Source organism: Kitasatospora sp. GP82 (assembly GCF_029892105.1).
GTDB lineage: Bacteria > Actinomycetota > Actinomycetes > Streptomycetales > Streptomycetaceae > Kitasatospora.
Genome location: NZ_JARZAJ010000005.1, coordinates 55,780 through 80,586, shown reverse-complemented (window position 1 = coordinate 80,586; position 24,807 = coordinate 55,780). Strand labels below are relative to the sequence as shown.

At 70.1% G+C, this 24,807-nt stretch carries 20 protein-coding genes; 6 read left to right on the top strand and 14 right to left on the bottom strand.

Features of this window, described 5'->3' with window-relative positions:
- Nucleotides 1-8: 8 nt before the first annotated feature.
- Nucleotides 9-1,505, bottom strand: a complete 1,497-nt coding sequence (locus P3T39_RS06925; RefSeq protein WP_280696618.1) for an MDR family MFS transporter — start codon at nucleotides 1,503-1,505, stop codon at nucleotides 9-11.
- A gap of 344 nt (nucleotides 1,506-1,849) precedes the next feature.
- On the opposite strand from P3T39_RS06925, the gene P3T39_RS06920 reads away from it, so the two are divergent.
- Nucleotides 1,850-2,458 (top strand): TetR/AcrR family transcriptional regulator, encoded by a 609-nt coding sequence (locus tag P3T39_RS06920; RefSeq protein ID WP_280696458.1) that lies wholly within the window; start codon nucleotides 1,850-1,852, stop codon nucleotides 2,456-2,458.
- A 116-nt stretch (nucleotides 2,459-2,574) separates the two neighbouring features.
- Here P3T39_RS06920 and P3T39_RS06915 read toward each other — a convergent pair whose 3' ends face one another.
- Nucleotides 2,575-3,507, bottom strand: a complete 933-nt coding sequence (locus P3T39_RS06915) for a M23 family metallopeptidase (protein WP_280696457.1) — start codon at nucleotides 3,505-3,507, stop codon at nucleotides 2,575-2,577.
- 504 nt (nucleotides 3,508-4,011) lie between these two features.
- On the opposite strand from P3T39_RS06915, the gene P3T39_RS06910 reads away from it, so the two are divergent.
- The 4 genes from P3T39_RS06910 to P3T39_RS06895 all read left to right on the top strand — a co-directional run bounded on the left by P3T39_RS06910 (nucleotide 4,012) and on the right by P3T39_RS06895 (nucleotide 10,279).
- A complete protein-coding gene (locus tag P3T39_RS06910; RefSeq protein ID WP_280696456.1) occupies nucleotides 4,012-5,577 on the top strand; it encodes an aldehyde dehydrogenase family protein in 1,566 nt (521 codons plus the stop codon).
- A 112-nt stretch (nucleotides 5,578-5,689) separates the two neighbouring features.
- Nucleotides 5,690-6,844 carry a beta-eliminating lyase-related protein gene (locus tag P3T39_RS06905; RefSeq protein WP_280696455.1) on the top strand — a complete coding sequence of 385 codons (1,155 nt, stop codon included), beginning with the start codon at nucleotides 5,690-5,692 and terminating at the stop codon, nucleotides 6,842-6,844.
- A gap of 40 nt (nucleotides 6,845-6,884) precedes the next feature.
- Nucleotides 6,885-7,199, top strand: coding sequence for a trypco2 family protein (locus tag P3T39_RS06900; protein ID WP_280696454.1), 315 nt, complete (start codon nucleotides 6,885-6,887; stop codon nucleotides 7,197-7,199).
- 65 nt (nucleotides 7,200-7,264) lie between these two features.
- Nucleotides 7,265-10,279 carry an NACHT domain-containing protein gene (locus tag P3T39_RS06895; protein WP_280696453.1) on the top strand — a complete coding sequence of 1,005 codons (3,015 nt, stop codon included), beginning with the start codon at nucleotides 7,265-7,267 and terminating at the stop codon, nucleotides 10,277-10,279.
- A gap of 60 nt (nucleotides 10,280-10,339) precedes the next feature.
- Here the strand turns inward: P3T39_RS06895 and P3T39_RS06890 are convergent, their stop codons facing one another.
- Together P3T39_RS06890 and P3T39_RS06885 are read right to left on the bottom strand one after the other, a co-directional pair.
- A complete protein-coding gene (locus tag P3T39_RS06890) occupies nucleotides 10,340-12,700 on the bottom strand; it encodes an immune inhibitor A domain-containing protein (protein ID WP_280696452.1) in 2,361 nt (786 codons plus the stop codon).
- A gap of 388 nt (nucleotides 12,701-13,088) precedes the next feature.
- Entirely contained in the window at nucleotides 13,089-15,605 is a 2,517-nt protein-coding gene (locus tag P3T39_RS06885; RefSeq protein WP_280696450.1) for an ATP-dependent Clp protease ATP-binding subunit, read from the bottom strand.
- Between the two features lie 462 nt (nucleotides 15,606-16,067).
- Between P3T39_RS06885 and P3T39_RS06880 the strand changes: the two genes are divergently transcribed.
- The gene (locus P3T39_RS06880; protein WP_280696449.1) at nucleotides 16,068-16,646 is read left to right on the top strand and encodes a hypothetical protein; all 579 of its coding nucleotides are present in this window, start codon (nucleotides 16,068-16,070) and stop codon (nucleotides 16,644-16,646) included.
- Between the two features lie 9 nt (nucleotides 16,647-16,655).
- Here P3T39_RS06880 and P3T39_RS06875 read toward each other — a convergent pair whose 3' ends face one another.
- The 10 genes from P3T39_RS06875 to P3T39_RS06830 form a co-directional block, all read right to left on the bottom strand.
- Nucleotides 16,656-17,009, bottom strand: coding sequence for an Lsr2 family protein (locus tag P3T39_RS06875; RefSeq protein WP_280696448.1), 354 nt, complete (start codon nucleotides 17,007-17,009; stop codon nucleotides 16,656-16,658).
- 116 nt (nucleotides 17,010-17,125) lie between these two features.
- Complete coding sequence (locus P3T39_RS06870) at nucleotides 17,126-17,662, bottom strand: amino-acid N-acetyltransferase (RefSeq protein ID WP_280696447.1); 537 nt, start codon at nucleotides 17,660-17,662, stop codon at nucleotides 17,126-17,128.
- A gap of 9 nt (nucleotides 17,663-17,671) precedes the next feature.
- Nucleotides 17,672-18,118, bottom strand: a complete 447-nt coding sequence (locus P3T39_RS06865) for a BlaI/MecI/CopY family transcriptional regulator (protein ID WP_280696446.1) — start codon at nucleotides 18,116-18,118, stop codon at nucleotides 17,672-17,674.
- Nucleotides 18,119-18,222: 104 nt separating this feature from the next.
- On the bottom strand, nucleotides 18,223-18,387 hold the full coding sequence (locus tag P3T39_RS06860) for a hypothetical protein (RefSeq protein ID WP_280696445.1): 165 nt from the start codon (nucleotides 18,385-18,387) through the stop codon (nucleotides 18,223-18,225).
- 4 nt (nucleotides 18,388-18,391) lie between these two features.
- Nucleotides 18,392-19,960 carry a bifunctional lysylphosphatidylglycerol synthetase/lysine--tRNA ligase LysX gene (gene lysX, locus P3T39_RS06855; protein ID WP_280696444.1) on the bottom strand — a complete coding sequence of 523 codons (1,569 nt, stop codon included), beginning with the start codon at nucleotides 19,958-19,960 and terminating at the stop codon, nucleotides 18,392-18,394.
- Nucleotides 19,957-20,157: a hypothetical protein gene (locus P3T39_RS06850; protein ID WP_280696442.1), complete on the bottom strand. Its 201-nt coding sequence runs from the start codon at nucleotides 20,155-20,157 to the stop codon at nucleotides 19,957-19,959. The genes lysX and P3T39_RS06850 overlap by 4 nt, the downstream gene beginning before the upstream one ends.
- 179 nt (nucleotides 20,158-20,336) lie before the next feature.
- A complete protein-coding gene (locus P3T39_RS06845; RefSeq protein WP_280696441.1) occupies nucleotides 20,337-21,077 on the bottom strand; it encodes a hypothetical protein in 741 nt (246 codons plus the stop codon).
- 144 nt (nucleotides 21,078-21,221) lie between these two features.
- The gene (locus tag P3T39_RS06840; RefSeq protein WP_280696440.1) at nucleotides 21,222-22,010 is read right to left on the bottom strand and encodes a type III pantothenate kinase; all 789 of its coding nucleotides are present in this window, start codon (nucleotides 22,008-22,010) and stop codon (nucleotides 21,222-21,224) included.
- A gap of 52 nt (nucleotides 22,011-22,062) precedes the next feature.
- Nucleotides 22,063-23,025, bottom strand: a complete 963-nt coding sequence (gene nadC / locus P3T39_RS06835) for a carboxylating nicotinate-nucleotide diphosphorylase (RefSeq protein ID WP_280696439.1) — start codon at nucleotides 23,023-23,025, stop codon at nucleotides 22,063-22,065.
- Nucleotides 23,026-23,144: 119 nt separating this feature from the next.
- On the bottom strand, nucleotides 23,145-24,806 hold the full coding sequence (locus tag P3T39_RS06830; RefSeq protein WP_280696438.1) for an L-aspartate oxidase: 1,662 nt from the start codon (nucleotides 24,804-24,806) through the stop codon (nucleotides 23,145-23,147).
- Between the last annotated feature and the right edge of the window lies 1 nt (nucleotide 24,807).

Sequence of the window (24,807 nt, the reverse complement as noted above, 5' to 3'; positions counted from 1 at the left end):
GCGGTCGGTCAGACCGCCGCGGCCTCCATGGACTGCTCGGGCGACGGTTTGCCGGCGCCCCGCAGCGGGACCTCGCGCAGGAAGAGCGAGGCCGCGACGGCGACGACGCTGACCACGGCGCCCCAAAGGAAGACGGTGTGGATGCCGTTGGAGACGGCGTGGTGGTACGCGTCCTGGACGGGGGCCGGGAGCGCGCGCAGGGCCTCCGGGCTGGTCTGGCTCATGCCGCCGCCCTTGGCCCCGGCGGGCTGGTTCGGCAGGCGCTCCTTCATGGTCGCGGTGACCCGGTTGTTGAAGAGGGCGCCGAACAGGGCGACACCGAAGGAGCCGCCGATGGTCCGGAACAGGGTGGCGGTGGAGCTGGCCACGCCCATGTCCTTGAGCTCCACGCTGTTCTGGGCGACCAGCATGGTGATCTGCATCAGGAAGCCCATGCCGGCGCCGAGCACCACCATGTAGCAGGAGGAGGTGAACCGGCTGGTGTCGGTGGAGAGGGTGGAGAGCAGCAGCGAGCCGCCACCCATCACGACGGTGCCGATGATCGGGAAGATCCGGTACTTGCCGGTCTTGGTGACGACCTGGCCGACCACCAGCGAGACCACCAGCATGCCGAACATCATCGGCATCAGCAGCAGGCCGGAGTTGGTCGCCGAGGCGCCCTGCACGGTCTGCTGGTAGAGCGGCAGGAAGGTGACGGCGCCGAACATCGCGAAACCGACGATGAAGCCGATCAGCGAGACCATGGCGAAGTTGCGGTTGCGGAACAGGCCGAGCGGGAGCATCGGCTCGTCGACCCGCTGCTCGACGTAGCAGAAGGCGATCAGCGAGGCGACGGCGAGCGCGGCCAGGCCGAGGATCTGCTTCGAGCCCCAGGCGTACTGCTGGCCGCCCCAGGTTGTGATCAGGACCAGCGAGGTGATGCCGGCGGTGAGCAGGATCGCGCCGACGTAGTCGATCTTGGCGTTGGAGCGGACCTTGGGCAGCTTCAGGGTGACCACGATGAACGCGAGCGCGACCAGGCCGAGCGGCAGGTTGATGTAGAAGGTCCAGTGCCAGTTCAGGTGGTCGGTGATGAAGCCGCCGACCAGCGGACCGCCGATGGTGGCGAGGGCCATCACGGCGGCGAACATGCCCTGGTACTTGCCGCGGTCGCGCGGCGGGACCAGCGCGCCCATGATCGACATCACGCCGACCATCAGACCGCCGGCGCCCAGGCCCTGGACGGCGCGGAACGCGATCAGCTGGGTCATGCTCTGCGAGAGGCCGGAGAGCGCCGAGCCCAGCAGGAAGATCACGATCGAGGTGAGGAAGGTGCCCTTGCGGCCGTAGAGGTCGCCGAGCTTGCCCCAGATCGGGGTGGAGGCGGCGGTGGCCAGGGTGTACGAGGTGACCACCCAGGACAGGTGCTCGGCGCCGCCCAGATCGCCGACGATCGTCGGCATCGCGGTGCCGACGATCAGGTTGTCGAGCATCGCCAGCAGCATCGCGACCGCCAGGCCGATCATCACCAGGCGAATCTCGCGGTGTGACCTCGGCGCGGGCTCGGTCGCCCCCTCGGCGGTCGGTGGTCGGTCCGCCGAAGCCTCGACCTGCTGTTGTGACATGGTGCGTCTCCCAGAAGCGCGGCGCCGGCCGTCGGGCCCGGGGCCCCGTGGTGGCGGGGTTTCCGATCCACTTACTTGACGACCGGCTAGTGAATCGTCAGCTGGCACGGTAGGTTGTGTACTAGCCGGGCGTCAAGCCAGTTTCGGCGGACCGCCCCTGGGCAGGGAGAATGCAGCCCGAGGGGTACGCCGCAACCGGCGTGCGACCGCCCCACCACCGCAGTCACAAGGCAGGCCAGTACGGCATGAGTACGACGCAGAGCCCCCGCACCGACACCCGGGCGCGGATCCTCGACGTGGCGCTGGAGCTCTTCTCGGAACAGGGGTACGAGAAGACCTCGCTCCGCGAGATCGCCGACCGGCTCGGGGTCACCAAGGCCGCCCTCTACTACCACTTCAAGACCAAGGACGACATCGTCCACGGCATCGTCGAGAGCATGGCCGCGCCGATCGACGAGGTGATCGTCTGGGGCCAGGAGCGGGAGTGGTCACCGGAACTGCGGGACGAACTGGTCCGTCGATTCGCGGCCGGGATGGCCTCGCGGGCACCCCTGCTGCGCTTCTTCCACGAGAACCAGCCCGCTCTGCGCGACTCGAAGGCCGGGCTGGAGTTCAAGGACCGGATGCTGGCGATGATCCGCCTGGTCCAGGGACCCGACGCTACCTTCCCGGACCGGCTCCGGGCCACCATGGCGCTGTTCTCGATCAACTCCGCCTTCTTCCTGGTCAAGGAGTCCGTCGCCGGCGGGTTCGAAGGCAGCGAGCCCAAGGTCTCGACGGTGGAGGAGGCGATGAAGGCCGCCCTGACGGTCGCACTGGAGATCGCCGCCAGGATCGAGCCCTCGGACGTCTGACGCACCGCCCCCTCCGCCGCGAGAAGCACCGCGAGAAACGCCGCGAGAAACACCGCGAGAAACACTGCGCCCCCTCCGCCGGGAGAAGCGGAGGGGGCGCCGTGCGAGGAACGGGCTCAGAAGTCGCTGACCCCGTGCGCCGAGAGGTAGGCGATCGGGTCCACGACCGCCGCGTACCGGTTGGCGCTGCGGATCTCGAAGTGCAGGTGCGGCCCGGTGGAGTTCCCGGTGGTGCCGGAGCGGCCGATCTCCTGACCCGCCGACACCGCCTGTCCGGCGTTCACCTCCAGCGAGGACATGTGCGCGTACTGGGCGAAGTGGCCGTCCGCCAGCCGCAGCACGACCTCCTTGCCGTATGCGCCGTCCCAGGCGGCCGAGACCACGGTGGCCCGGCCGACCGCGAGCAGCGGCGTACCGGGAGACACCGCGAAGTCCACACCGGTGTGGTAGCCGGCGGCGTACGACCGGTTGAGCTTGCCGAACGGGTTGCTGATCGACGCGCCCGGGGCCGGGGCGGACCAGGCAGGTGCGGACGCGGGGGCCGGTGCGGGAGCGGCCGTTTCGGCGGCGGGTCCGGCGGCGGGTTCGGGGGCCCCGGCGGTGCTCGGTGCCAGGTTGGCCGCCACCGTGACGGCCTCGTGGACGTCGACCGAACGCGGCAGCTCGTACGAGGAGGGCTTGGACACCTGCACCAGCGCGGGCTGGTGGAACGGCACAGCGGGTGCGGTGAAGGCCGAGCTGCCGGGGGTGGTGGGGTGCACGGTCAGCGCCGCGGCGCTGCCGGGCAGCAGCAGGGCGCCGAAGGCCACCGCGGTGGCGCCGCTCCAGGCCGCCACCGCCCGGCGTTCCTGCACCCACCGGACGGCCGGGCGGAGGCGGTCGGGCGTGCGGGCGTCGACCGCACGGGAGAGCCTGCGGGCGCCGGCCTCGGCGGTGGCACTTCCGGCACTGATCGCGTCGGCGAGCCTGCGGGTGCCGATCGCCGTGGTGGCGCTTCCGGCGCTGATCGCTTCGGCAAGCCTGCGGCGGACGGTATGGCGGGAAGGCATCGGGTGCAGCACCTCAGGGACGGGAGCAGCCCGCAACGGGGCCGCTGAGGCTCGTCGGGCTGGGGACAGACAGATCTAAGCCGCCACGGCGGGAGACCCAAAACCCACGACCTACTACGGCATGTAGTCCCCACGCCCGGCGATCTCCGGACGCTCCGCTCGATGATCTTTCGATTGGATCATCCGCTCCGCGGGACTCGGCTGGCTCGCGGGTGGGACCGAAGTCCCGGACGGCCGGGCCGTTTCATGGCCCAGGAGGGCAGTGCCCGGCTACTACCGGGCCTCGTACCGGGATTGCGGGCTGTGACAATCGCCACCCGAGGTGTCCGAACGGTGGTCGGCTGCCCGGCTTTTCGGGCCCGGAAGCGTGAACCGCGACACAGTTCCACCGACCCGGTACCGACCCGCCTGCTGTTCCCCCTCGGCCCCCTCGTGCCACGCTGGCCGTACCACGGCAGCACCCGTCCTGTTCGAGCACCCCTTCCCCGACCGGAGGACCTCCCCATGACGGCACCGCAGCTCAAGCCCGGCACATCCTGGGACGAGACGTACGCCCGCTGCGTACGGACCGCGCCCGAAGCCTTCGCCCCCGACCGGCTGCTCAACCTGGTCCGCGGCGAATGGCGAGCCGTCGGCACCCCCGGCGAACACACCACACCCGTGGACGGAACCCGGATCGCCGGGCCGCCCCGGGTCGGCATCGAGGAGGCACAGCGGGCCGTCGCCTTCGCCATCGAGCAGCACACGGCCTGGGGAAGGGTCCCCCTGGACGAGCGCAAGGCCCGGGTCGCCGCGGCGGTGGACGGCCTCGCCGAGCAGCGCGACCTGCTCGCCCTGCTGCTGGTCTGGGAGATCGGCAAGCCCTGGCGGCTCGCCTGCGCCGACGCGGACCGGGCGCTGGACGGCGTCCGCTGGTACCTCGACAACATCGAGCGCCAGCTGGACGGCCCCGGTGGTGTCCAACGCGGGCCCCTGCCGGGGCCGGTCTCCAACATCGCCAGCTGGAACTACCCGATGAGCGTCCAGGTGCACGCCGAACTGGTGCAGCTGCTGGCCGGAAACGCGGTGGTCGCCAAGACCCCTTCGCAGGGCGGTTTCCACTGCCTCACCCTCGCCCACGCCGTGATGCACCGCGCCGGGCTGCCCGTCACCCTGCTCTCCGGCATGGGCGGCCGGATCGCCGACGCGCTGATCCGGGCCGAGGGCCTCGGCGCACTCGCCTTCGTCGGCGGCCGGGCCAACGGCCGCAAGGCCGCGACCGCCCTCGCCGACCTCGGCCGCCGGCACTTCCTGGAGCAGGAGGGCCTCAACGCCTGGGGCATCTGGGACTTCACCGACTGGCCGACCCTCGCCGCCCACCTGCGCAAGGGCTTCGAGTACGCCAAGCAGCGCTGTACCGCCTACCCCCGCTATGTCGTCCAGCGCACGCTCTTCCCGGCCTTCCTGGAGACCTACCTCGGTGTCCTGGGCAGTCTGCGGTTCGGCCATCCCCTGGCCGTCGCCGCCCCCGAGGACCCGCTGCCGGACCTCGACTTCGGGCCGGTCATCCACGCGGCCAAGGCCGCCGAGCTCCGCGCCGGGTTCGACGCCGCCGTGGCAGGACGGGCCGTCCCGCTGCACCGGGGGAGCCTCGCCGACGGCCACTTCCTGGCCGGTCAGTCCCTCGACGCCTATCTCGCGCCCGCCGCCGTCCTCGACCCGCCCGCCAACTGGGCCCTGCACCACTCCGAGCCCTTCGGCCCGCTGGACTCCATCGTCCTGGTGGACACCGAGGCCGAGCTGCTCGCCGCGATGAACGCGGGCAACGGCTCGCTGGTCGCCTCGCTCGCCACCGACGACCTCGCCTTCGCCGACCGGATCGCCCCCGACCTGCACGCCTTCAAGATCGGCATCAACAGGCCGCGCAGCCGGGGCGACCGCGAGGAGGTCTTCGGCGGTCTCGGCGCGTCCTGGAAAGGCGCCTTCGTCGGCGGCGACCTCCTGGTCAGGGCCGTCACCTACGGCCCCGAGGGCGCGGACGAGAAGCTGTACGGCAACTTCCCCGCGTACTCGCTGTATCCGCCGCGCTGACGTACCGAGGGTGAGCCCCGCGCCCCTGTCCGGCCCGCCCCTGGGCACATCACCTGCAACCGTCGGTGTCCGGGGCATGTTGCGCCGGGGCCGGATCGGGGATTATCAGCGGATGGGTTACGAACCTGACACCGCGTCCACCGGCGGCCCGCGCGAGCGCCGGTTCGCCGCGTTCCGCCGCAGCGAGCGGCTGCTCTCGGGCGTACGTCCGCAGAGCATCCGCGAGCGGCTGACCGCACTGTCCGCACTGCACGAGCCGTCCACCGACGGCGCTGCGGTGTACGACCTCGACCAGAGCCCCGACTTCTACGGCGACGGGCTTGTTCGAACGCTCGAAGGCCGGGTCGCCGACCTGCTCGGCAAGCCCGACGCGCTCTTCTTCCCGACCGGCACCATGGCCCAGCAGGTCGCCCTGCGGATCTGGGCCGAACGCAGCGGCAACCACACCGTGGCGATGCACCCGCTGGCCCACACCGAGGTGCACGAGCGCAGAGCGTACGCCCGGCTGAGCGGCCTGGACGCCGTCTGGCCGACCACCGGCCCCAGACTCCCCACCGCCACCGAACTCCTCGACCTGGGTGAGAACTTCGGCACCCTGATGGTCGAACTCCCGCTCCGCGACGTCGGATTCCTGCTGCCGACCTGGCCCGAGCTGGTCTCGCTCACCGCCGCCGCCAGGGAACGAGGCGCGGCCGTCCACCTCGACGGCGCCCGGCTCTGGGAGTCCACCTCGCACCTGGGCCGCACCCTGCCCCAGATCGCCGACCTGGCCGACTCGGTGTACGTCTCCTTCTACAAGACCCTCGGCGGCATCAGCGGTGCCGCCCTCGCGGGACCCGAGGACTTCGTCCGCGAGGCCCGCTCCTGGCGCCACCGGTACGGCGGCCAGCTCTTCCAGCAGTGGCCCGCCGCGCTGGCCGCCCTTGCCGGACTGGGCAGTGAACTCCCGCGCCTGGACGCATACGTGGCGCACGCCAGAACCGTCGCCGCCGCCCTCGCCGAAGTCCCCGGCGCCCGGGTCTTCCCGGAGCCCCCGCACACCCACCAGTTCCAACTCTGGCTCCCGCACCCCGCGAAGGACCTGGACGAGGCCGGCCTGCGCCTCGCCGAGGAAGAGGGCCTCGCCCTCTTCTGGGGCTGGAGCGAACCCGGCCTGCCCGGCCTCGCCGGACACTCGATGATCGAGGTCACCGTCGCCGCCGAGGCCCTGGACTGGACGGCCAAGGAGATCACGGAGGCCATGGCGGCGTTCCTCGCCCTCCTCTAGCCTCAACTCCAGTGCACTACAAGGGAGACAGGGGCAGCAGATGGAAGCGCGGATCGAACTGGCCGACGCCATCGAGGCGGTACGGCAGCAACTCCTCGACGCGGCCGCCAGGGGCGCAGGGCAGGAGATCCAGTTCGAAGTCGGGACGGTCCAACTGGACTTCAACGTCGAGCTGAAGCGCGAGGCCAGAGGCAAGGGCGGTATCAAGGCCTGGGTCCTCTCCGCCGACACCGAGGCAGGCATCTCCCACCAGCGCAGCCACAAGATCACGGTCTCTCTGACCCCGAAGGACACCCGCACCGGCAGCAGCGTCGAGGTCGGCAACCCCGACCTCGGCAGCCGGGGCGGCTTCTAGTGGCCGTACGTGCCGTCGCCGTTCGGGCGGCCTCACAGGGGAGCGGGTACCTGCTCGCTCCCCGGATGGTCCTGACCGCGGCGCATCTGCTGGGTTCCCGTCCGGCGGAAGCGGCCGTGCCGGGCGGTACGGGTTGGTCGGACTGCTCGGTACTGTGGCGGGACGCCACGCTCGACGTGGCGCTGCTGTTCGCCGAACGCGAGCTCGTACCCGGCGAGATCGAACCGGTGCGGTGGGGGCGGACCGAGGGCACCGCGCCCGTCCTCGGCTGCCACGTGATCGGCTTCCCCGCCGCCGAACGGGACGCGCTCGGTCACCTGGACAGCACCCAGGTCCTGGGCACCCTCACACCCGGCAGCAGCCTGATCGGCGGCGGCCACGCCTTCGTCCTCAACCAGGCGCCACCGGCAGCACTGAGGGATGCCGACTCCCCATGGGTCGGCCTTTCCGGCGCCGGTGTCCTCTACCTCGACCGGCTGATGGGCATCGCCGTCCGCGACCGCAGACCCGAGTCCTGGCAGAGCTCCCAACTGGATGTTCTACCGGCCTCCGAGCTGCTCGCCTCCGACGGGCTGCTCTCCCTGCTCACCGACCACCTCGGCCGTACCCCTCACCTTGAAGGCGTCACCAAACAAGACATCGCCGACGCCAAGTTCGAGGCCCAGTACGCCGAGTCGATCCGGGCCGACTACGGCCGTATCCGCATCTTCGGCCTCAGCCAGGCCCACGGCCAGGGCCGCCGGGGCTGGGAACTCGACGCCGGCTACCTGACCCTCCAGGCGTCCACCTCGGGCGTCCGCTCCTACGACCGGGACGGGCGCGGAGCCGACCATGTGCCGCAGCGGGTCTCCCAGCTGCTCAAGGGCAAGCGGCGGATACTCCTGCGAGGGCAGGCCGGTTCCGGCAAGACCACACTGGTGCAGTGGCTGGCCACCCGGGCGATGGCCGGGACGTTCGATGCCGAACTGGCCGAACTCAACGGGCGAGTGCCGCTGGTCCTCCAACTGCGCAAGCTCTTCCTCAAGGAGAACCTCAGCCCGAGGCCGGAGGAGTTCCTGGCCCTGGACGGCCGGATGTGCGCCGGCCGTCAGCCGAGGGACTGGGTGCACCGGATGCTGCACAGCGGCCGGGCCATGCTCCTGGTGGACGGCCTGGACGAAGTCCCGGAAGCCCAGCGCGACGAGGCCCTGTCCTGGCTCGAACGGCTCCTCGACCACTATCCGAAGGTCTGGACACTCGCCACGGTCCGCCCCTCGGCGGTCAGTCGTGGCTGGCTGGAGCACCTGGGCTTCGAGGAGCTGTCGCTCTGCCCGATGGATGAAGCGGACCGCCGCCGCTTCATCGCCCGCTGGCACCGTGCGGTCCTCGGCGAACTGCTCGGCGATGCCCGTACCGAAGCCGAAGCGGACCGTCACCGTCAGGACCTGGCGGAGCTGGAGGCGAGCCTGCTGCGTTCGCTGGAACGCTCCGCCGAGCTGGCCCAGATCACCGACAGCCCGCTGCTCTGCGCCATGGTCTGTGCGCTCAACCGGGAGAACGACGGCGCACTGCCGACTCACCGGATGGAGATCTACCGGGACGCGCTGACCATGATGCTGGTCAAGCGGGACGATGGACGCCAAGTGCGAGGGCCCGAGCAGTTGAGCCTCTCCGAGCAGGAGCAGCTTGCCCTGCTCCGCCGGATCGCCCACTGGCTCGTTCGCAACAACCAGGTCGAGGGCCGCCGGAAGCAGGCCGTCAGCCGCATCACCGAGGCCCTGCCCAGCCTGCCTGCCGTCGCCCGCCAGGGCTCGGCCGACCAGGTCTACACCCACCTGCTCAACCGCACCGGCCTGTTGGCGGAGACCAGTACCGAGACCTTCCAGTTCATCCACCGCACCTTCCAGGACTATCTGGCCGCCATGGAGTTCCGGGAGCAGAGCGATTTCGGCCTGCTCGCGGTCATGGCCGCGGAGGAACACTGGGGCGACGTCATCCGCATGACGGTCGGTCACTGCGGCCTGCGCGAACGGTCCGAACTGCTCCGGCGCCTGCTGATGGAAGGCGATCGCGACGCGAACGAGGACATCTTCCTGCTGGCAGGCACCTGTCTGCCGTATGCACCGGAACTGGACGGCGAGGTCCGGGCGACCGTGGTGACCAGACTACGAGCGCTCCTGAAGACGTCGCCGCGTCTGCTGCCCGATGCAGCGCTCTGGTCGGCCGTCGGTGAGGATCTGGTGGACCTGCTGCTTGAGGCAGCGCCGCGCCTGGAGCATCAGGCGGCCCCGATTCCGCGAATCCTCGGCCGGATCGGCGGTAGTCACGCGCTGCGGGCGCTGGGGGAGATGGCTGTCGGGGCGGACGAGGTACTGGCCGAAGCAATCGCCCTCGAGTGGAGCAGCTTCAAGGTGACGGAGTTCGTGAACGCGGTCCTGAGCCGGCTGGACCTGTCGGTCGTACCCCTCGTGATTCGATCCGCCGCACAGCTCGACTGGCTGTCCCGACAGGATTCAGCCCGCTCGGTGGTCCTGTGTCCGCCCTTGGCTGTGGACCAGAGGGTGTTCGGCCGGGCGGGTGACGGCGTGGAACGCCTCGATCTGCAGTCCCTGCCGGGGCTGACGGAGCTTGCCTTCCTGCGGGAGTGGGCGGCACTGAAGAAGTTGACCGTGCAGAGCTGCCGGGATCTGACGGATCTCTCCGCCCTCGACGGGCTGGGGCTGGAGACGTTGTGTTTCTTCGACTTTCCGGGCCGGGAGCCACCGACCCGGTTGTGGGAGATGCTCACCGGAATGCCGAGGCTTTCCAGGCTGCGGACGACGGCACCGGAGATGGCCCAGGCGCCACAGGGGTTCTCCGTGCCCGGAGTTCGCTCGCTCGGCCTCGTTCAGGTGCCCGACGACTACCGGCTGGACCAGGTCGTCGAGCCTTTCCCGGATCTGGACGAGCTGGACCTGCACCTCGATGTGAAGACCGATGCGGTGGACCTGCGCGGGGTCAGCGGGCGGCCCGGGCTGCGAGTACGGGTCGCGTTCTGGCGGCGGAATGTGAAACTGATCGGCCGTGAGCTGTTCCCGCCGGGCGCCCTGACCATCAACTGAGGGTGGCCCCCGGCGGATTCGCTCCGCCGGGGGCCACCCCGGGTCCATCGCGTCAGGCCGTTACTTGACCGGGCGGACGGCGACCACGGTCTCCAGCTTGTTGAGGCTCTGGTAGACGACCGAGATGCTGGTCCTGGTGTCGGGGACCTGGACGCTGCTGTACGGCGTGGCCGGGTCCCAGTACTTGCCGGTGTGGTCGTTGAAGGTGCGAACGCCCTTCGAGGACGGGATGTTGGTGGCGACGTCGGCCTTGTGGAGCGCGAGGCCGTCGGTGTTCTCCAGGCCGAAGGTGGAGTCGTAGCCCTGCATGCGCGGGCGCATGTAGGAACCGTCGGACCACTTCAGCGGGGTGGGGTGGGAGTCGATCGGGAGGATCAGACCGGCACCCGGGTGAACGCTGGTGTTGTTGTCGGACTGGGAGGTGTCCCAGAGCCAGATCAGCAGGCCGTTCTGGTAGGCGTAGTGCTCGACCCAGTTGGGCTTGGCGGCGGAGCCGAAGTTGTACGGGCCGACCTTGAGGGTGGAGTCGTAAGAGACGTACTGGCGGTTCTCGGCCAGGTAGTACTGGGCGTAGTCCTTGGAGAACTTGCCCGAGATCCGGGAGAAGCCGGTGGCCTTCCAGCCGTTGTCGCCGTTCTCGGCGCCGTCGGTGAAGACGGTCTTGCCGTCGGCGGTGACGGCGATGTTGTCCAGGGCGAGGCCCTTGAGGTGGACGCCGCCGTCGGTGGTGTTGTGGAAGCGGACCTTGACGGCCTTGCCGGCGTACGCGTCCAGCGGGAAGGACAGGTCGCCCCACTTGTTGGCGGAGCTACCGGTCAGACCGGCGTTGCCGGCGTTGTTCTTCGGGATGGCGGTGCCGTTGAAGGTGCCGTCGAGGGCCTTCCAGTTGGCGCCGCCGTCGGTGGAGACCTCGGCGTAGGCGAAGTCGAAGCCCTGCTCCAGGTCGTACCAGCCCTTGGCGGTCAGGGCGGCCTTGGCCTTGCCGGTCAGGTCGAGGTCGCGGGTGAGGGCGACGTCGAGGTTGTCGGCGCTGCCGCTCCACCACTCGCTCTTGCCCTCGAACGGGGTGTTGATCTCGGTGGTGACGGTCTTGTCGGGGAGGTTGACGACCAGGGCCTGCGGGCGGGCGGTGTTGTACTCCACCGGGCCGAGCAGGTGGACGGAGTCCTGACCGGCCTTGGCCTTGTCGTACTTGAGCCAGCCGAGCTGGAGCTTGCTCCAGACGTCCAGGTCTCCCGGGCGGTCGCCGATCTCCTTCCGGCCGGTGCCGAGCCAGGAGCCGGAGGACATCAGGGACCAGAAGCCGACCGAGTTGTCGTTGCCCGATCCTGAGGTGTCGTAGAGGTCGGGCAGGCCGAGGTCGTGGCCGTACTCGTGGGCGAAGACACCGAGGCCGCCGTTCTCCGGCTGCATGGTGTAGTCGCCGATCCAGAAACCGGTGTCGCCGACCTGGACGCCGCCCAGCTTGTTGTCGGCGGGGCCGGTCTGGCCCTTCTGGTCGCCGTAGACGTAGCTGCGGTGGGCCCAGAGTGCGTCGGCGCCCTGCTTGCCACCGCCGGCGGACTCGTCCTCACCGGCGTGCACGATCTGGAAGTGGTCGATGTACCCGTCGGGCTGGTTGAAGTTGCCGTCGTGGTGCGAGCCGTAGCGGTCCCACTTGTCGTACTCGGCGAGCGTGGACTTGATCTGAGCGTCCGTCTGGCCCTTGGCCTTCTGGTCCTTGTACCAGATGTCGACGGCGTCGCGGATCAGGTCCTGCGCGTTGTCGCAGACGTGCTGGCCGCAGTAGTCGGAACCGTAGCGGGCCTCGTTCCAGGGCACGCGCACCCAGTCGGAGACCTGGCCGTCCACTGAGTACCGGCCGGAGGACTGGCGCTCGTAGTAGGTCTTCAGCGAGGGCTTGTCCTTGCTGAAGTACAGGTCCTGGTAGTGGGCCTGGTTGTAATCGGCCTGCCAGGCGGTCGAGTTGTTGGTGGTCTTGTCCGGCGCCGCGATCTCGTTGTGCTTCGGGCCCGGCGTGCCGCCGTACTTGACCTTGCCGTCCGGCGTCTTGGTCGTGTTGTCCACCTGGTCGCCGAAGTCGACCAGGATGGTGAAGATCTTGTCCGTACGCTGACGCGCAAGCTCGACGTACCTGTCGCGGCCCAGCTTGATGCTGGTGCTGCTGCCGTGCTGCTCGATCTTGGCGGTACCCGCCAGGAGCTGCTCGGTGGCGGCCTTCTGCTCGGCCTTGACCTTCTGGGTCAGCGGGCCGGGAAGGTCGTGGTCGACCTTGGCGGCCTGGGCCAGTGCGGCGTCGGCCGGATCCTGGGTGATGGCGACCGGAGCGGCCGAGGCCGATCCGGGCAGCAGCCCGGCGCCGAGCGTGGCGGTGACCGCCACGGCGGCGGCGGCCGCGGCAGCCCTCTTGGATATCTTCAACGTGGTGACGTCCTCCCCATGCCGGCACAGCGGTTGGCCCTGCCGGTGAACCAATGAAAGACAGGTGGAGGACATTTGACCGAAGGATGGGGTAATAAAGATAGTCCTTGACCATGACATGGCCACGGCGCTATCCTCCGCAGCTCCCGATCGCCTGACTGCCGGTCATATGCCGTGGCCTGTTGGGCGGACAGGGCATCCATCGTGCCCGAACCAGCTTGGGAACCCGCCGAACGGTGGGAATTGCCGTGCGCTTTGTCACAGGAAGGGCAAAGCGGGGGGACGCACTTCGGCAACACTGATTCAACAAACCCTAAACAGACAGGGCCGTGGCCCCCGACTGTTCGTCGGGGGCCACGGCCCTTGGTGCTGCCTGGTGCTGCTGTTGTTACTTCGTCAGGTCGGGACCGGTCGAGGCGACCGCCGCCGGGGTGTCCGCCACCGGGGACTTCTCCTCGCCCCGGAAGGTGAACTTGGCCTCCTTGCCCTCGCCCTCGACACCGACGACCACGATGTGGCCGGCCCGCAGCTCGCCGAAGAGGATCTTCTCCGAGAGGTGGTCCTCGATGTCGCGCTGGATGGTGCGACGCAGCGGACGGGCACCCAGGATCGGGTCGTAACCGCGCTTCGCCAGCAGCTTCTTGGCCTCGACGCTGAGCTCCAGGCCCATGTCGCGGTCCTTGAGGCGGCCGTCCACCTTGTCGACCATGAGGTCGACGATCTGGATGATGTCGTCCTCGGTCAGCTGGTGGAAGACCACGATGTCGTCGACACGGTTGAGGAACTCGGGGCGGAAGTGCTGCTTGAGCTCCTCGCTGACCTTCGCCTTCATCCGCTCGTACCCGGTGGCCGTGTCACCCGTGGCCGCGAAGCCCAGGTTGAAGCCCTTGGAGATGTCCCGGGTGCCGAGGTTGGTCGTCATGATGATGACGGTGTTCTTGAAGTCCACCACGCGGCCCTGGGAGTCGGTCAGTCGACCGTCCTCCAGGATCTGCAGCAGCGAGTTGAAGATGTCCGGGTGGGCCTTCTCCACCTCGTCGAAGAGCACGACGGAGAACGGCTTGCGGCGCACCTTCTCGGTGAGCTGGCCACCCTCCTCGTACCCGACGTAGCCGGGGGGCGAGCCGAAGAGCCGCGAGACGGTGTGCTTCTCGCTGAACTCCGACATGTCGAGGGCGATCAGCGCGTCCTCGTCGCCGAACAGGAACTCGGCCAGCGTCTTGGACAGCTCGGTCTTACCGACACCGGACGGACCGGCGAAGATGAACGAACCACCCGGGCGCTTCGGGTCCTTGAGGCCCGCACGCGTGCGGCGGATCGCCTGGGAGAGCGCCTTGATGGCGTCCTCCTGGCCGATGACGCGCTTGTGCAGCTCGTCCTCCATGCGCAGCAGGCGGGAGGACTCCTCCTCCGTCAGCTTGAAGACCGGGATGCCGGTGGCGGTGGCCAGGACCTCGGCGATGAGCTCCTCGTCCACCTCCGCGACGACGTCCATGTCGCCGGCCTTCCACTCCTTCTCGCGCTTGCCCTTCGCGGTCAGCAGCTGCTTCTCGTCGTCGCGCAGCGAGGCGGCCTTCTCGAAGTCCTGCGCGTCGATCGCGCTCTCCTTCTCGCGGCGGACCTCGGCGATCTTCTCGTCGAACTCGCGCAGGTCCGGCGGCGCGGTCATCCGGCGGATGCGCATCCGGGAACCGGCCTCGTCGATCAGGTCGATCGCCTTGTCCGGCAGGAAGCGGTCCGAGATGTACCGGTCGGCCAGGGTGGCGGCGGCGACCAGGGCGGCGTCGGTGATGGAGACGCGGTGGTGCGCCTCGTACCGGTCGCGCAGGCCCTTGAGAATCTCGATGGTGTGCGGCAGCGACGGCTCCGCGACCTGGATCGGCTGGAAGCGGCGCTCAAGAGCGGCGTCCTTCTCCAGGTGCTTGCGGTACTCGTCCAGCGTGGTGGCACCGATGGTCTGCAGCTCGCCACGGGCCAGCATCGGCTTGAGGATGCTGGCTGCGTCGATGGCACCCTCGGCGGCGCCCGCGCCGACCAGGGTGTGCAGCTCGTCGATGAACAGGATGATGTCGCCGCGGGTGCGGATCTCCTTGAGCACCTTCTTCAGGCGCTCCTCGAAGTCACCGCGGTAGCGGGAGCCCGCGACCAGGGCGCCGAGGTCCAGCGTGTAGAGCTGCTTGTCCTTCAGCGTCTCCGGGACCTCGCCCTTGACGATCGCCTGGGCCAGGCCCTCGACCACGGCGGTCTTGCCGACGCCGGGCTCACCGATCAGCACGGGGTTGTTCTTGGTGCGGCGGGACAGCACCTGCATGACCCGCTCGATCTCCTTCTCGCGCCCGATGACCGGGTCGAGCTTGGCCTCGCGGGCGGCCTGGGTGAGGTTGCGGCCGAACTGGTCCAGGACCAGCGAGGTCGACGGGGTGCCCTCGGCGGGCCCGCCGGCGGTGGCCGACTCCTTGCCGCCGCCCTGGTAGCCGGAGAGCAGCTGGATGACCTGCTGGCGCACCCGGTTGAGATCGGCGCCCAGCTTCACCAGGACCTGGGCGGCGACGCCCTCGCCCTCGCGGATCAGGCCGAGCAGGATGTGCTCGGTGCCGATGTAGTTGTGGCCGAGCTGAAGGGCCTCGCGGAGCGACAGCTCCAGCACCTTCTTGGCCCGGGGGGTGAAGGGGATGTGACCGGACGGGGCCTGCTGGCCCTGGCCGATGATCTCCTCGACCTGCTGGCGGACCGCCTCGAGCGAAATCCCGAGGCTCTCCAGGGCCTTAGCGGCGACACCCTCACCCTCGTGGATCAGGCCCAGGAGGATGTGCTCGGTGCCGATGTAGTTGTGGTTGAGCATCCGGGCTTCTTCCTGAGCCAGGACGACAACCCGCCGCGCGCGGTCGGTGAACCTCTCGAACATCGTTTATCGCTCCTCAGAGCGGTCGGGCAGTTCGGGGACTGTCCCCGCCCTGTCCTTCCGCATGCTAGTCCCGCTCAGCGGCGCGGCCCACGGATCAACCCCACTCTCGTGAGGAATCATGCTGCGCGACCAGCCGACACCATTCCCAACCTGATGCTGGGAGACGGTGTTCCCTCAGGTGGGCCCAATGCACCGGTTGCCGCTACGCCATCGGCGAACAGAGCCCGCCATGGGCGGAGCAACCGGCTTGCGGATCGCAGGGCGGGGCCCGAGAGCCCCGTCCATCTGCATTCATACCCGGTGTTCCGGCGAGATTCGCGCAGTTTCCGCGTCAGCCGTGTTCGCCTCGCGAGAAGTCTGCCGACGGACGCCTGCCGGATTCCACCGAGGTGACGGTGGATCAGCCGCGCCCGTTCAGGTGGTACCGCGTTACCGCCCTGCGCCTTTGGCGTTGCACAGCCCGTGACCGCCGCGCCGCCCAAGTCCACGACCAGGACCGCGCCGATCGCCGGCCCCGAGCCGGTCGCAAGCCCCGGGCTGCCGGCCGATCCTGCGGCCGCACTGCTGGGCTCGGACCGGGTCGAGCTCCGCCGGCCGGTCGCCCTGGCCGCACTGGGGCGACTCGACCGCCTGCACAGGCCGTCCGGGCCCGTGGTGGCCCGTGGGCGGCTGGCCGCCTTCCTGCTCGCCCCCGGAGCGGCGGAGGCCGTGCCCGAGCTGCTGCACTGGCTCGGTTGGGGCGCCGAGTTGGACTCGGCCCTCACGGCGCGGACGGCGGCGCCGACGGTGCGGCGCGGCCCCGGGAACCCCGTGAGTACGGAGAACACCGAGAGCGCCGGTGGTCGGCTGCCACGGCCGCGGGGCGCGGGGGACGTGTCCCCGCGCCCCGCTCGCCGACTGGCCACACCGCAGGCCGTCTGGCTGCGGCACGGGGAGCCGGGCCCGGGTCTGGACCTGCGCTCGCCCGATCTGCTGCGACTGCTCGACTGCCTGGCGGACGCCTGCGCCCGCGACCTGATGGGTCTGGCGCCTGCCCGCTGACGCCTGCCGTCAGGAGGCGTTGGCCGCCTCGTACGCCTCACGGACGTTGCTCGGGACGCGGCCGCGGTCGTTGACCTCCCAGCCGTTCTCCTTGGCCCACGCGCGGATCTTGGCGGTGTCCGGAGCGCCGGTCGCCGCCGGGCGGCCCGCACCGCGGCCGGTACCGCGACGGGCGGTGGTCAGACGGCCGCTCTGCTTGCGGCCCTTCTCGACATACGGAGCCAGCAGACCGCGCAGCTTGTCCGCGTTGGTGCTCTTCAGGTCGATCTCGTAGGCAACGCCGTCGAGAGCGAACGTCACCGTCTCGTCCGCCGAACCGCCTTCGAGATCGTCTTCAAGAATGACCTGCACCCTCTGTGCCACGGGCTTCCCTTTCCGCCTAAACGATCCATTGCCTATGGGAAAGGAAACCGCCTTTTCCCGGAAAACACAAACCCTTGCCCGCCACGTGCTCTGCCCTCGTCGCGGACAAGCACCGTTCAGAGGTCCAGCAGCATGCGTGAGTTGCCCAGGGTGTTGGGCTTCACCCGCTCCAGGTCGAGGAACTCCGCGACACCTTCGTCGTACGAACGCAGAAGTTCCTCATAGACATCCGTAGCGATGGCCGCCGGATCTGTCGTACCATCGTCGGTTTCACAGACCTCGCCGATCTCGACGAAACCGTGTTTCGCGAAGAACGGCACCTCGAACGTCAAGCAGAAAATCCGACGTACGCCCAGCCAGCGCGCGGTCTGCAACAGCTTCTCCAGCAGCACATGGCCGATACCGTGCCCCGTGCAGGCCGGATCCACGGCCAGGGTGCGCACTTCGGCCAGGTCCTCCCACATCACATGCAGAGCGCCGCAGGCCACCACCACGCCGTTGTCGTCGCGTTCGGCGACCCAGAACTCCTGCACCGATTCGAACAGCGTCACGGTGGGCTTGTCGAGCAGAATGCCGTCTCGCGCGTAGGCGTCGATGAGCCGTCGTACTGCCCGCACGTCAGTGGTCCGCGCCCGGCGGATGGTGACCTCCATGGCGGGACGTTATCGCGTCGGCGGCTGTGCGGTCTCCCCCGTATCGGACTGTGGCCGGGTATCGGCGGGGGGATCGGCCGGCGGTTCCGGATCCGGGAACAGCGCGGCAACGCGCAGCGCATCGCGCAGTGCCTCGCGTTGCTCCGGCGACATCAGTCCGAAGAAGTGGACCAGTGCCGCTGCCGGATTGTCGCTCGTCGCCCACGCATCGTTCATCAGCGCCGCCGTGTATGCCTCGCGGGAGGAGACGGGTTCATATCTATACGCCCGCCCCACCTGGTCCCGGCGCAGCCAGCCCTTTCTGTAGAGCTTGTCGAGCACCGTCATGACAGTGGTGTACGCGATATCGCGTTCCGACTGCAGATCCTGCAGAACCTCCCGAACGGTGACCGGGCGGTTCCACTGCCAGACCCTGGTCATGATGTCGTTCTCAAGTTCTCCGAGTTGCCGCACCATAGTCCGGCCAGGATAGGAACTGATTCGGACAAAATTGGCGATTCAGAAGCAAACCGGCGCGCCGCCACCCCGATGGGGGTGACGGCGCGCCGGCTGGAGCTCTGTTATTCGGCGGCTGCGGCCGTGGCGGTGCGGGCGGCCATCGCCTCGGCCGCGGCGTCCTCCTTGCCCTTCTGGGCGCCGCCCTGGCTGCGGATGATGGCCCGCACCAGGAAACCGAAGCCGATCGCCATAACCAGCGGTGGCACGATCGCGCTGACGTACTCCATCAGATCACTCCTCGGTCTCGGACTCGGTGTCGGACTCGCTGTCCGCCTTGGGGCCCTTCGCCTCCGGCTTGACCAGCGGGAAGAGCACGGTCTCGCGGATGTTCTTGCCGGTGAGCAGCATGATCAGGCGGTCGACGCCCAGACCCAGGCCGCCGGTCGGCGGCATCGCGTACTCCAGGGCGCGCAGGAAGTCCTCGTCCACCTGCATCGCCTCGACGTCACCGCCGGCTGCCAGCAGCGACTGGGCGGTGAGGCGGGCGCGCTGCTCGACCGGGTCGATCAGCTCGGAGTAGGCGGTGCCGATCTCCGTCCCGAAGATCACCAGGTCCCACTTCTCCGCCACGCCCGGGATCGAGCGGTGCTGGCGGGTCAGCGGGGAGACCTCGGTCGGGTAGTCCTTGATGAAGGTCGGCTTGATCGCGTTGTGCTCGAGCAGGCGCTCGACCATCTCCAGCACGATCTGGCCGTGGCCCCACTCCTTCTCCCACGGCACACCGGCGCCGTCGGCGAGGGCGCGCAGCTCCTCGACGCCGGTCTCCGGGGTGACCTCGGTGCCCAGGTGGGCCGAGATGCCGGGGTAGACGCTGACCTCGGCCCACGGCTCGGCCAGGTCGATCTCGTGCTCCTGGCCGTCCGGGCCGATGCCCTTGACCACGGTGGAGCCGAGGGCGTCCCGGGCGGCGTTGACGATGGTCGCGCGGATCAGCTCGGCCTGGGTGTCGTAGTCGCCGTAGGCCTCGTACGACTCCAGCGAGGTGAACTCGGGGTTGTGGGTCGAGTCCGCGCCCTCGTTGCGGAAGTTGCGGTTGATCTCGAAGACCTTCTCCGCGCCGCCGACCACCAGCCGCTTGAGGTACAGCTCGGGGGCGATCCGCAGGAAGAGGTCGATGTCGTAGGCGTTGATGTGGGTGGTGAACGGGCGGGCGTTGGCGCCGCCGTGCACGGGCTGGAGCATCGGGGTCTCGACCTCGATGTAGCCGCGCTCCTCGTACGTGCGGCGGATCGAGCGGACCACCTTGCTGCGCAGGTGGAGGATCTCCCGCGCCTCGGGGTTCACGATCAGGTCGACGTACCGCTGGCGGACCCGGGCCTCCGGGTCGGTCAGGCCCTTGTGCTTGTCCGGCAGCGGGCGCAGGCACTTGGCGGTGAGCTCCCAGCGGTCCACCATCACGGACAGCTCGCCGCGGCGGGAGGTGATCACCTCGCCCTCGACACCCACTTGGTCGCCCAGGTCGATGTCCGACTTCCAGGCGGCCAGCCGCTCCTCGCCCAGCTTGTCCAGGGAGAGCATCACCTGGAGGTCGCCGGAGCCGTCGCGCAGGGTGGCGAAGCAGAGCTTGCCGCCGGTACGGGCCAGGATGACGCGGCCGGTGATGCCCACGCGCTCGCCGGTCGCGACGTCCGGCTCCAGGTCCGGGTGCTTGGCGCGCAGGTCGGCAATGGTGGAGGTACGGGGGAAACCGACCGGGTACGGGTCGATGCCGGCCGCCCGGAGCCGGTCCAGCTTCTCGCGCCGGACGCGCATCTGCTCAGGAAGGTCGTCGGTCGCGGGGACGGTGCTCTGATCGCTCACCCCACCAGAGTAGCCAGGGTGTCGGGGTGTTCTGCGACGGGCATGTCCCCGGCCGCCGGGGACATGCCGATCAGCCCGAACAGGGCGAGCTTCATACCGCTCGCCTGGGCCGGGACGGCCGTCATGCCCGCCGAGAGCAGAGCCGCCAGGCCGGCCGCGCCGATGCCCGCCGCGCGGCGCACACGTATGGATCTCACATGAGTCCTTTGACCACAGGGATGTGGCAGTGATGTCGAGGACTCTGTCACCGGGCGGACCGGCGTCGATCGAGCGCGAATCGGGCAGTTCGGGGCGGGGCTCCCGTATCGCCGTGAGGTTTTGCTGAACTTTTGTCAGAACGGCGTGGGGGAGGCCGCAGGCGGCCTCCCCGGGCGGATCAGCCGGTGCCGGTGGCGAGTTCCAGCTCCTCACCGTCGTCGGTGGGGAGCGGGGGCTGCGGCTGGGGCTGGGGCTGCGGGCGGTTGCGGCGGCCGAAGATCTCGGCGGGGGTGGGCATCCGTCGAGGCTGCTGCTGCGGCTGGTGGGGGGCGGCGGGCTTCTCTGGGGTGGGGGCGCCGGCGGCGTTGCTCATCGGGATCCGTCCTCCAACTGGGATAGGGGTCACTGACACAGCGGGGATTGGCTCGGAGGCCGGGCTGGGCACGGCGGTGAGATGGCGCTGGCCGGACCCGAGCGCGAGCCGCTCGCGGACGTCCGCCTCGGCGATCGCGTGGCAGCGGCCGGAGAGGCGGGAACGGCGGGAGCGTTCGGTGCTGCCGCAGGGCAGGCGGGAGAGCGACCGGAGGGCGGTCAGGTCCTCGGGGAGCGGCAGATAGCCGTCGGAGACGGCCTCCTCCAGGCGTTCCAGGTAGCCGGAGGCGCTGCCGGGCAGAGCGGCCCGGTAGCGGGCCAGGTCGGCCAGCAGGAAGGTGCGCAGCCTGCCGCCCTCCCGTACCGCTTCGTCGACTGCTTCGGCGAGGCGCAGTGCCTCCTGGACGTCCTCGGCCCACAACTCGCCCAGCGGGGCGGGGTGCGGAGAGTGGGCCGGGTGGAGGGCTTGGGCGAGGGCACGGCGCAGCACGCGGACTTCATCGGCGCTGAAGGCCATGCCGCCGCGCGATCCGTGTGGCGTAGGCATGGATTGACAGTACGTGGCATACGTCCGAATTCAGGCGATTTGCGCCGCGTTTGTCCCGATTGGCCGATGGTGGGTTGATCCGATCGGATGCGGGATGTATGACCTGGCGTCAGCTGCCGGGGGTCGGCGCCCGGAACGGGGCCGTCAGCTCGGCCTGTTGCGCTCGAAGACCAGGCGCAGGCCGATCAGGGTGAGCCAGGGCTCGTGCACGTCGATCGCGCTCGCCTCGCCGAGGACCAGTGGTGCCAGGCCGCCGGTGGCGATCACCTGGACGTCCTCCGGGTCCTTGGCGAGCTCCTTGGCCATCCGCTCGACCAGGCCCTCGACCTGGCCCGCGAAGCCGTACAGGATGCCGGACTGCATCCCTTCAACGGTGTTCTTGCCGATCACGTTACGGGGGCGGGCCAGCTCGATCTTGCGCAGCTGGGCACCGCGGACGCCGAGGGCCTCGACGGAGATCTCGATGCCGGGGGCGATCGCGCCGCCGACGTAGTCGCCGCGTTCGTTGATCGCGTCGAAGGTGGTGGCGGTGCCGAAGTCCACCACGATGCACGGGCCCCCGTAGAGGTGGTTGGCGGCCAGTGCGTTGACGATCCGGTCGGCGCCGACCTCCTTGGGGTTGTCCATCAGGACGTGCACCCCGGTCTTGACCCCCGGCTCCACGATCACCGCGGGGACGTCGCCGTAGTAACGGCGCGTCACCTCGCGGAGCTCGTGGAGCACGGCGGGTACGGAGGAGCAGATCGCCAGGCCCTCGACCCGGTCGGTGGCATCGACGATCGGGTGAGACCCCATCAGTCCGTGCATCAGCACCGCCAGTTCGTCCGCCGTGCGGCGCGGATCGGTGGAGATCCGCCAGTGCTCGACGATCTCCTCGCCGTCGAACAGGCCGAGTGTGGTCTGGGTGTTGCCGACGTCGATGGTGAGGAGCATGGGGTGCTTTCTGTGGGAGGAGGGGCGTGCCTGCCGACTGCCCGGGCCGGGCCTAGGCGCGGAGGTCCAGGCCGATGTCCAGGATCGGCGAGGAGTGCGTCAGGGCTCCGACGGCGAGGTAGTCGACACCAGTCTGGGCGACCTCGCGGGCGGTGGCCAGGGTCAGGCCGCCGGAAGCCTCCAGCTTGGCACGGCCGGCGACCAGGGCGACGGCCTCCTTCAGCTGGGTGACGGTGAAGTTGTCCAGCAGGATCAGGTCCGCCCCGGCCTCCAGCACCGGCGGGATCTGGTCCAGGGTGTCCACCTCGACCTCGACCGCCAGCTCGGGGTACGCCGCGCGCACCGCCCGGAACGCCTCGGCCACGCCGCCCGCGGCCACCACGTGGTTGTCCTTCACCAGCGCGGCGTCCGAGAGCGCCATCCGGTGGTTGGCGCCGCCGCCGCAGCGGACCGCGAACTTCTCCAGCGCGCGCAGGCCCGGGGTGGTCTTGCGGGTGTCCCGGACGACCGCACCGGTGCCCGCCAGGGCGTCCGCCCACTGGCGGGTGGCGGTGGCGATGCCGGAGAGGTGGCAGAGCAGGTTGAGCGCGCTGCGCTCGGCTGTCAGCAGGTCGCGGGTACGGCTGCGGACGGAGAGCAGCACCTGGCCGGCCTCGACCACGGCGCCGTCCTCGACGTGCCGCTCGACCTCGAACTCCTCCTCGCAGATCAGCGAGACCACGGCTTCGGCGACCCGCAGGCCCGCCACCACACCGGCCTGGCGGGCGGTGAAGTCGGCGGTGGCGACGGCGTCCGCGGGGACGGTGGCGACCGAGGTGACGTCCTCGCCGCCCGCCAGGTCCTCGGCCAGCGCCAGGGTGGCGATGTCCTCGACCTCGATCGGGTCCAGACCGGCCGCCTCCAGCAACTCGGCCAGCGCCGGGTCGAGACCGGTCTCGTACGCCTCGCCGTCACCGCAGGCGCAGCCGTCGCCGCAGCCGCCGGCCAGGGGGAGTTCCTCGTGGGAGTGGGTCATCAGTTGCTCCTTGGATCTTGGACGCGGGGGGGGGGGGGCTTCGGGGGCGCGGTTTCTCAGGGGGAAGGGTGGACCTTCAGAGCCCCGCGCCCCTGAAGGTCCACCCTTGCCCCTGGGGGTCATCCGGTGACCGGGGTTCCGGTGGTGGCCAGGGTGGTGATCAGGTGGCGGTGCCAGTGGGTGTCGTCCCGGTCGGGGAAGTCCTCGCGCCAGTGGCAGCCCCGGGTCTCCTCACGGCGGGCGGCGGCGGCCACCAGCGCGGAGGCGACCAGGTGGAGGTTGGCGGCCTCCCAGGTCTCCACGCGCGGGTCGGCCGGCTTCTCCTCGGCCACATGGGCCAGCGCCTGCTCGGCGAGGGCGGCGAGCCCGGCGGCCGTGGCGGCCATGCTCTCGGCCGAGCGCAGCACGCCCGCGCCGCGCGACATCAGCCGCTGGATCTCGGCCCTGGACTCGGGCGCGGGCAGCGGGACGCCGACGGCCGCCCGGGCCCCGGCCACGTCCACCGAGCGCTCGGGCAGTTCACCCGAGCGGTGCCGCTCGGCGAGGTCGGCGGCGATCCGCTCGGCGAAGACCAGACCCTCCAGCAGTGAGTTGGAGGCCAGCCGGTTGGCGCCGTGCACGCCGGTGCAGGCGACCTCGCCGCAGGCGTACAGGCCGGGCACGGTGGTGCGGCCGCGCAGGTCGGTACTGACCCCGCCGGAGGCGTAGTGCGCGGCCGGGGCCACCGGGATCAGCTCGGTCACCGGGTCGATTCCGTGCGACCGGCAGGACGCCAGGATGGTCGGGAAACGCGTCGCCCACATGTCGGCGCCGAAGTGCCGCCCGTCCAGGTACATGTGTTCGGTGCCCTTGAGCTGCATCTGCCGGGTGATCGCCTTGGCGACGATGTCACGCGGCGCCAGCTCGGCCAGCTCGTGCTGCCCGACCATGAACCGGTTCTCGTCCGCGTCCACCAGGTACGCGCCCTCGCCGCGGACGGCCTCGGAGACCAGCGGCTGCTGGCCCTCGGCCTCCGGACCGAGCCAGAGCACGGTCGGGTGGAACTGGACGAACTCCAGGTCGGTCACCTCGGCCCCGGCGCGCAGCGCCAGCGCCACGCCGTCGCCGGTGGAGACCGCCGGGTTGGTGGTGGCCGAGAAGACCTGGCCCATGCCACCGGTGGCCAGCACCACGGCGCGGGCGCGGATCGCGCCGACGCCGTCCCGCTGGCCCTCGCCCATCACGTGCAGGGTCAGCCCGGCCGCGTGGCCCTCGGCGTCGGTGAGCAGGTCCAGCACCAGGGCGTGCTCGATCAGCTCGACACCAGGGTCGCTGCGTACGGCGGTGACCAGGGCGCGGGATATCTCCGCGCCGGTGGCGTCGCCGCCCGCGTGGGCGATCCGGCGCCGGTGGTGGCCGCCCTCGCGGGTCAGCAGGATCTCGCCGTCGGCGTCCAGGTCGAACTCGGCACCGACCGCGATCAGTCGGCGGACGGCGTCGGGACCCTCGGTGACCAGGGTGCGCACGGCCTCGGCGTCGCAGAGGCCGGCGCCGGCCACCAGGGTGTCGTCCAGGTGCTGCTCGGGGGTGTCGCCCTCGCCCAGGGCGGCGGCGATGCCGCCCTGGGCCCAGCGGGTGGAGCCGTCGTCCAGCATCGCCTTGGTGACCACCATGGCCCGCAGGCCGGCCTTACGGGCGTTGAGCGCGACGGTCAGACCGGCCACGCCGGAGCCGACCACGACGACGTCGGTGGTCGTGGTCCAACCGGGGGCGGGGGCGGTCAGGCGATGAGAGACGGACATG

Excerpts from the sequence above, each read along its gene's own strand:
- P3T39_RS06895 (WP_280696453.1), top strand. The coding sequence starts at position 7,265 with ATGGTCCTGACCGCGGCGCATCTGCTGGGTTCCCGTCCGGCGGAAGCG.
- P3T39_RS06830 (WP_280696438.1), bottom strand. The coding sequence starts at position 24,806 with ATGTCCGTCTCTCATCGCCTGACCGCCCCCGCCCCCGGTTGGACCACG.
- P3T39_RS06845 (WP_280696441.1), bottom strand. The coding sequence starts at position 21,077 with ATGCCTACGCCACACGGATCGCGCGGCGGCATGGCCTTCAGCGCCGAT.
- nadC (WP_280696439.1), bottom strand. The coding sequence starts at position 23,025 with ATGACCCACTCCCACGAGGAACTCCCCCTGGCCGGCGGCTGCGGCGAC.
- P3T39_RS06915 (WP_280696457.1), bottom strand. The coding sequence starts at position 3,507 with ATGCCTTCCCGCCATACCGTCCGCCGCAGGCTTGCCGAAGCGATCAGC.
- P3T39_RS06870 (WP_280696447.1), bottom strand. The coding sequence starts at position 17,662 with ATGGAGGTCACCATCCGCCGGGCGCGGACCACTGACGTGCGGGCAGTA.
- P3T39_RS06865 (WP_280696446.1), bottom strand. The coding sequence starts at position 18,118 with ATGGTGCGGCAACTCGGAGAACTTGAGAACGACATCATGACCAGGGTC.
- P3T39_RS06860 (WP_280696445.1), bottom strand. The coding sequence starts at position 18,387 with ATGGAGTACGTCAGCGCGATCGTGCCACCGCTGGTTATGGCGATCGGC.
- P3T39_RS06900 (WP_280696454.1), top strand. The coding sequence starts at position 6,885 with ATGGAAGCGCGGATCGAACTGGCCGACGCCATCGAGGCGGTACGGCAG.
- P3T39_RS06885 (WP_280696450.1), bottom strand. The coding sequence starts at position 15,605 with ATGTTCGAGAGGTTCACCGACCGCGCGCGGCGGGTTGTCGTCCTGGCT.
- P3T39_RS06920 (WP_280696458.1), top strand. The coding sequence starts at position 1,850 with ATGAGTACGACGCAGAGCCCCCGCACCGACACCCGGGCGCGGATCCTC.
- P3T39_RS06925 (WP_280696618.1), bottom strand. The coding sequence starts at position 1,505 with ATGATCGGCCTGGCGGTCGCGATGCTGCTGGCGATGCTCGACAACCTG.
- P3T39_RS06905 (WP_280696455.1), top strand. The coding sequence starts at position 5,690 with ATGGGTTACGAACCTGACACCGCGTCCACCGGCGGCCCGCGCGAGCGC.
- P3T39_RS06910 (WP_280696456.1), top strand. The coding sequence starts at position 4,012 with ATGACGGCACCGCAGCTCAAGCCCGGCACATCCTGGGACGAGACGTAC.
- P3T39_RS06840 (WP_280696440.1), bottom strand. The coding sequence starts at position 22,010 with ATGCTCCTCACCATCGACGTCGGCAACACCCAGACCACACTCGGCCTG.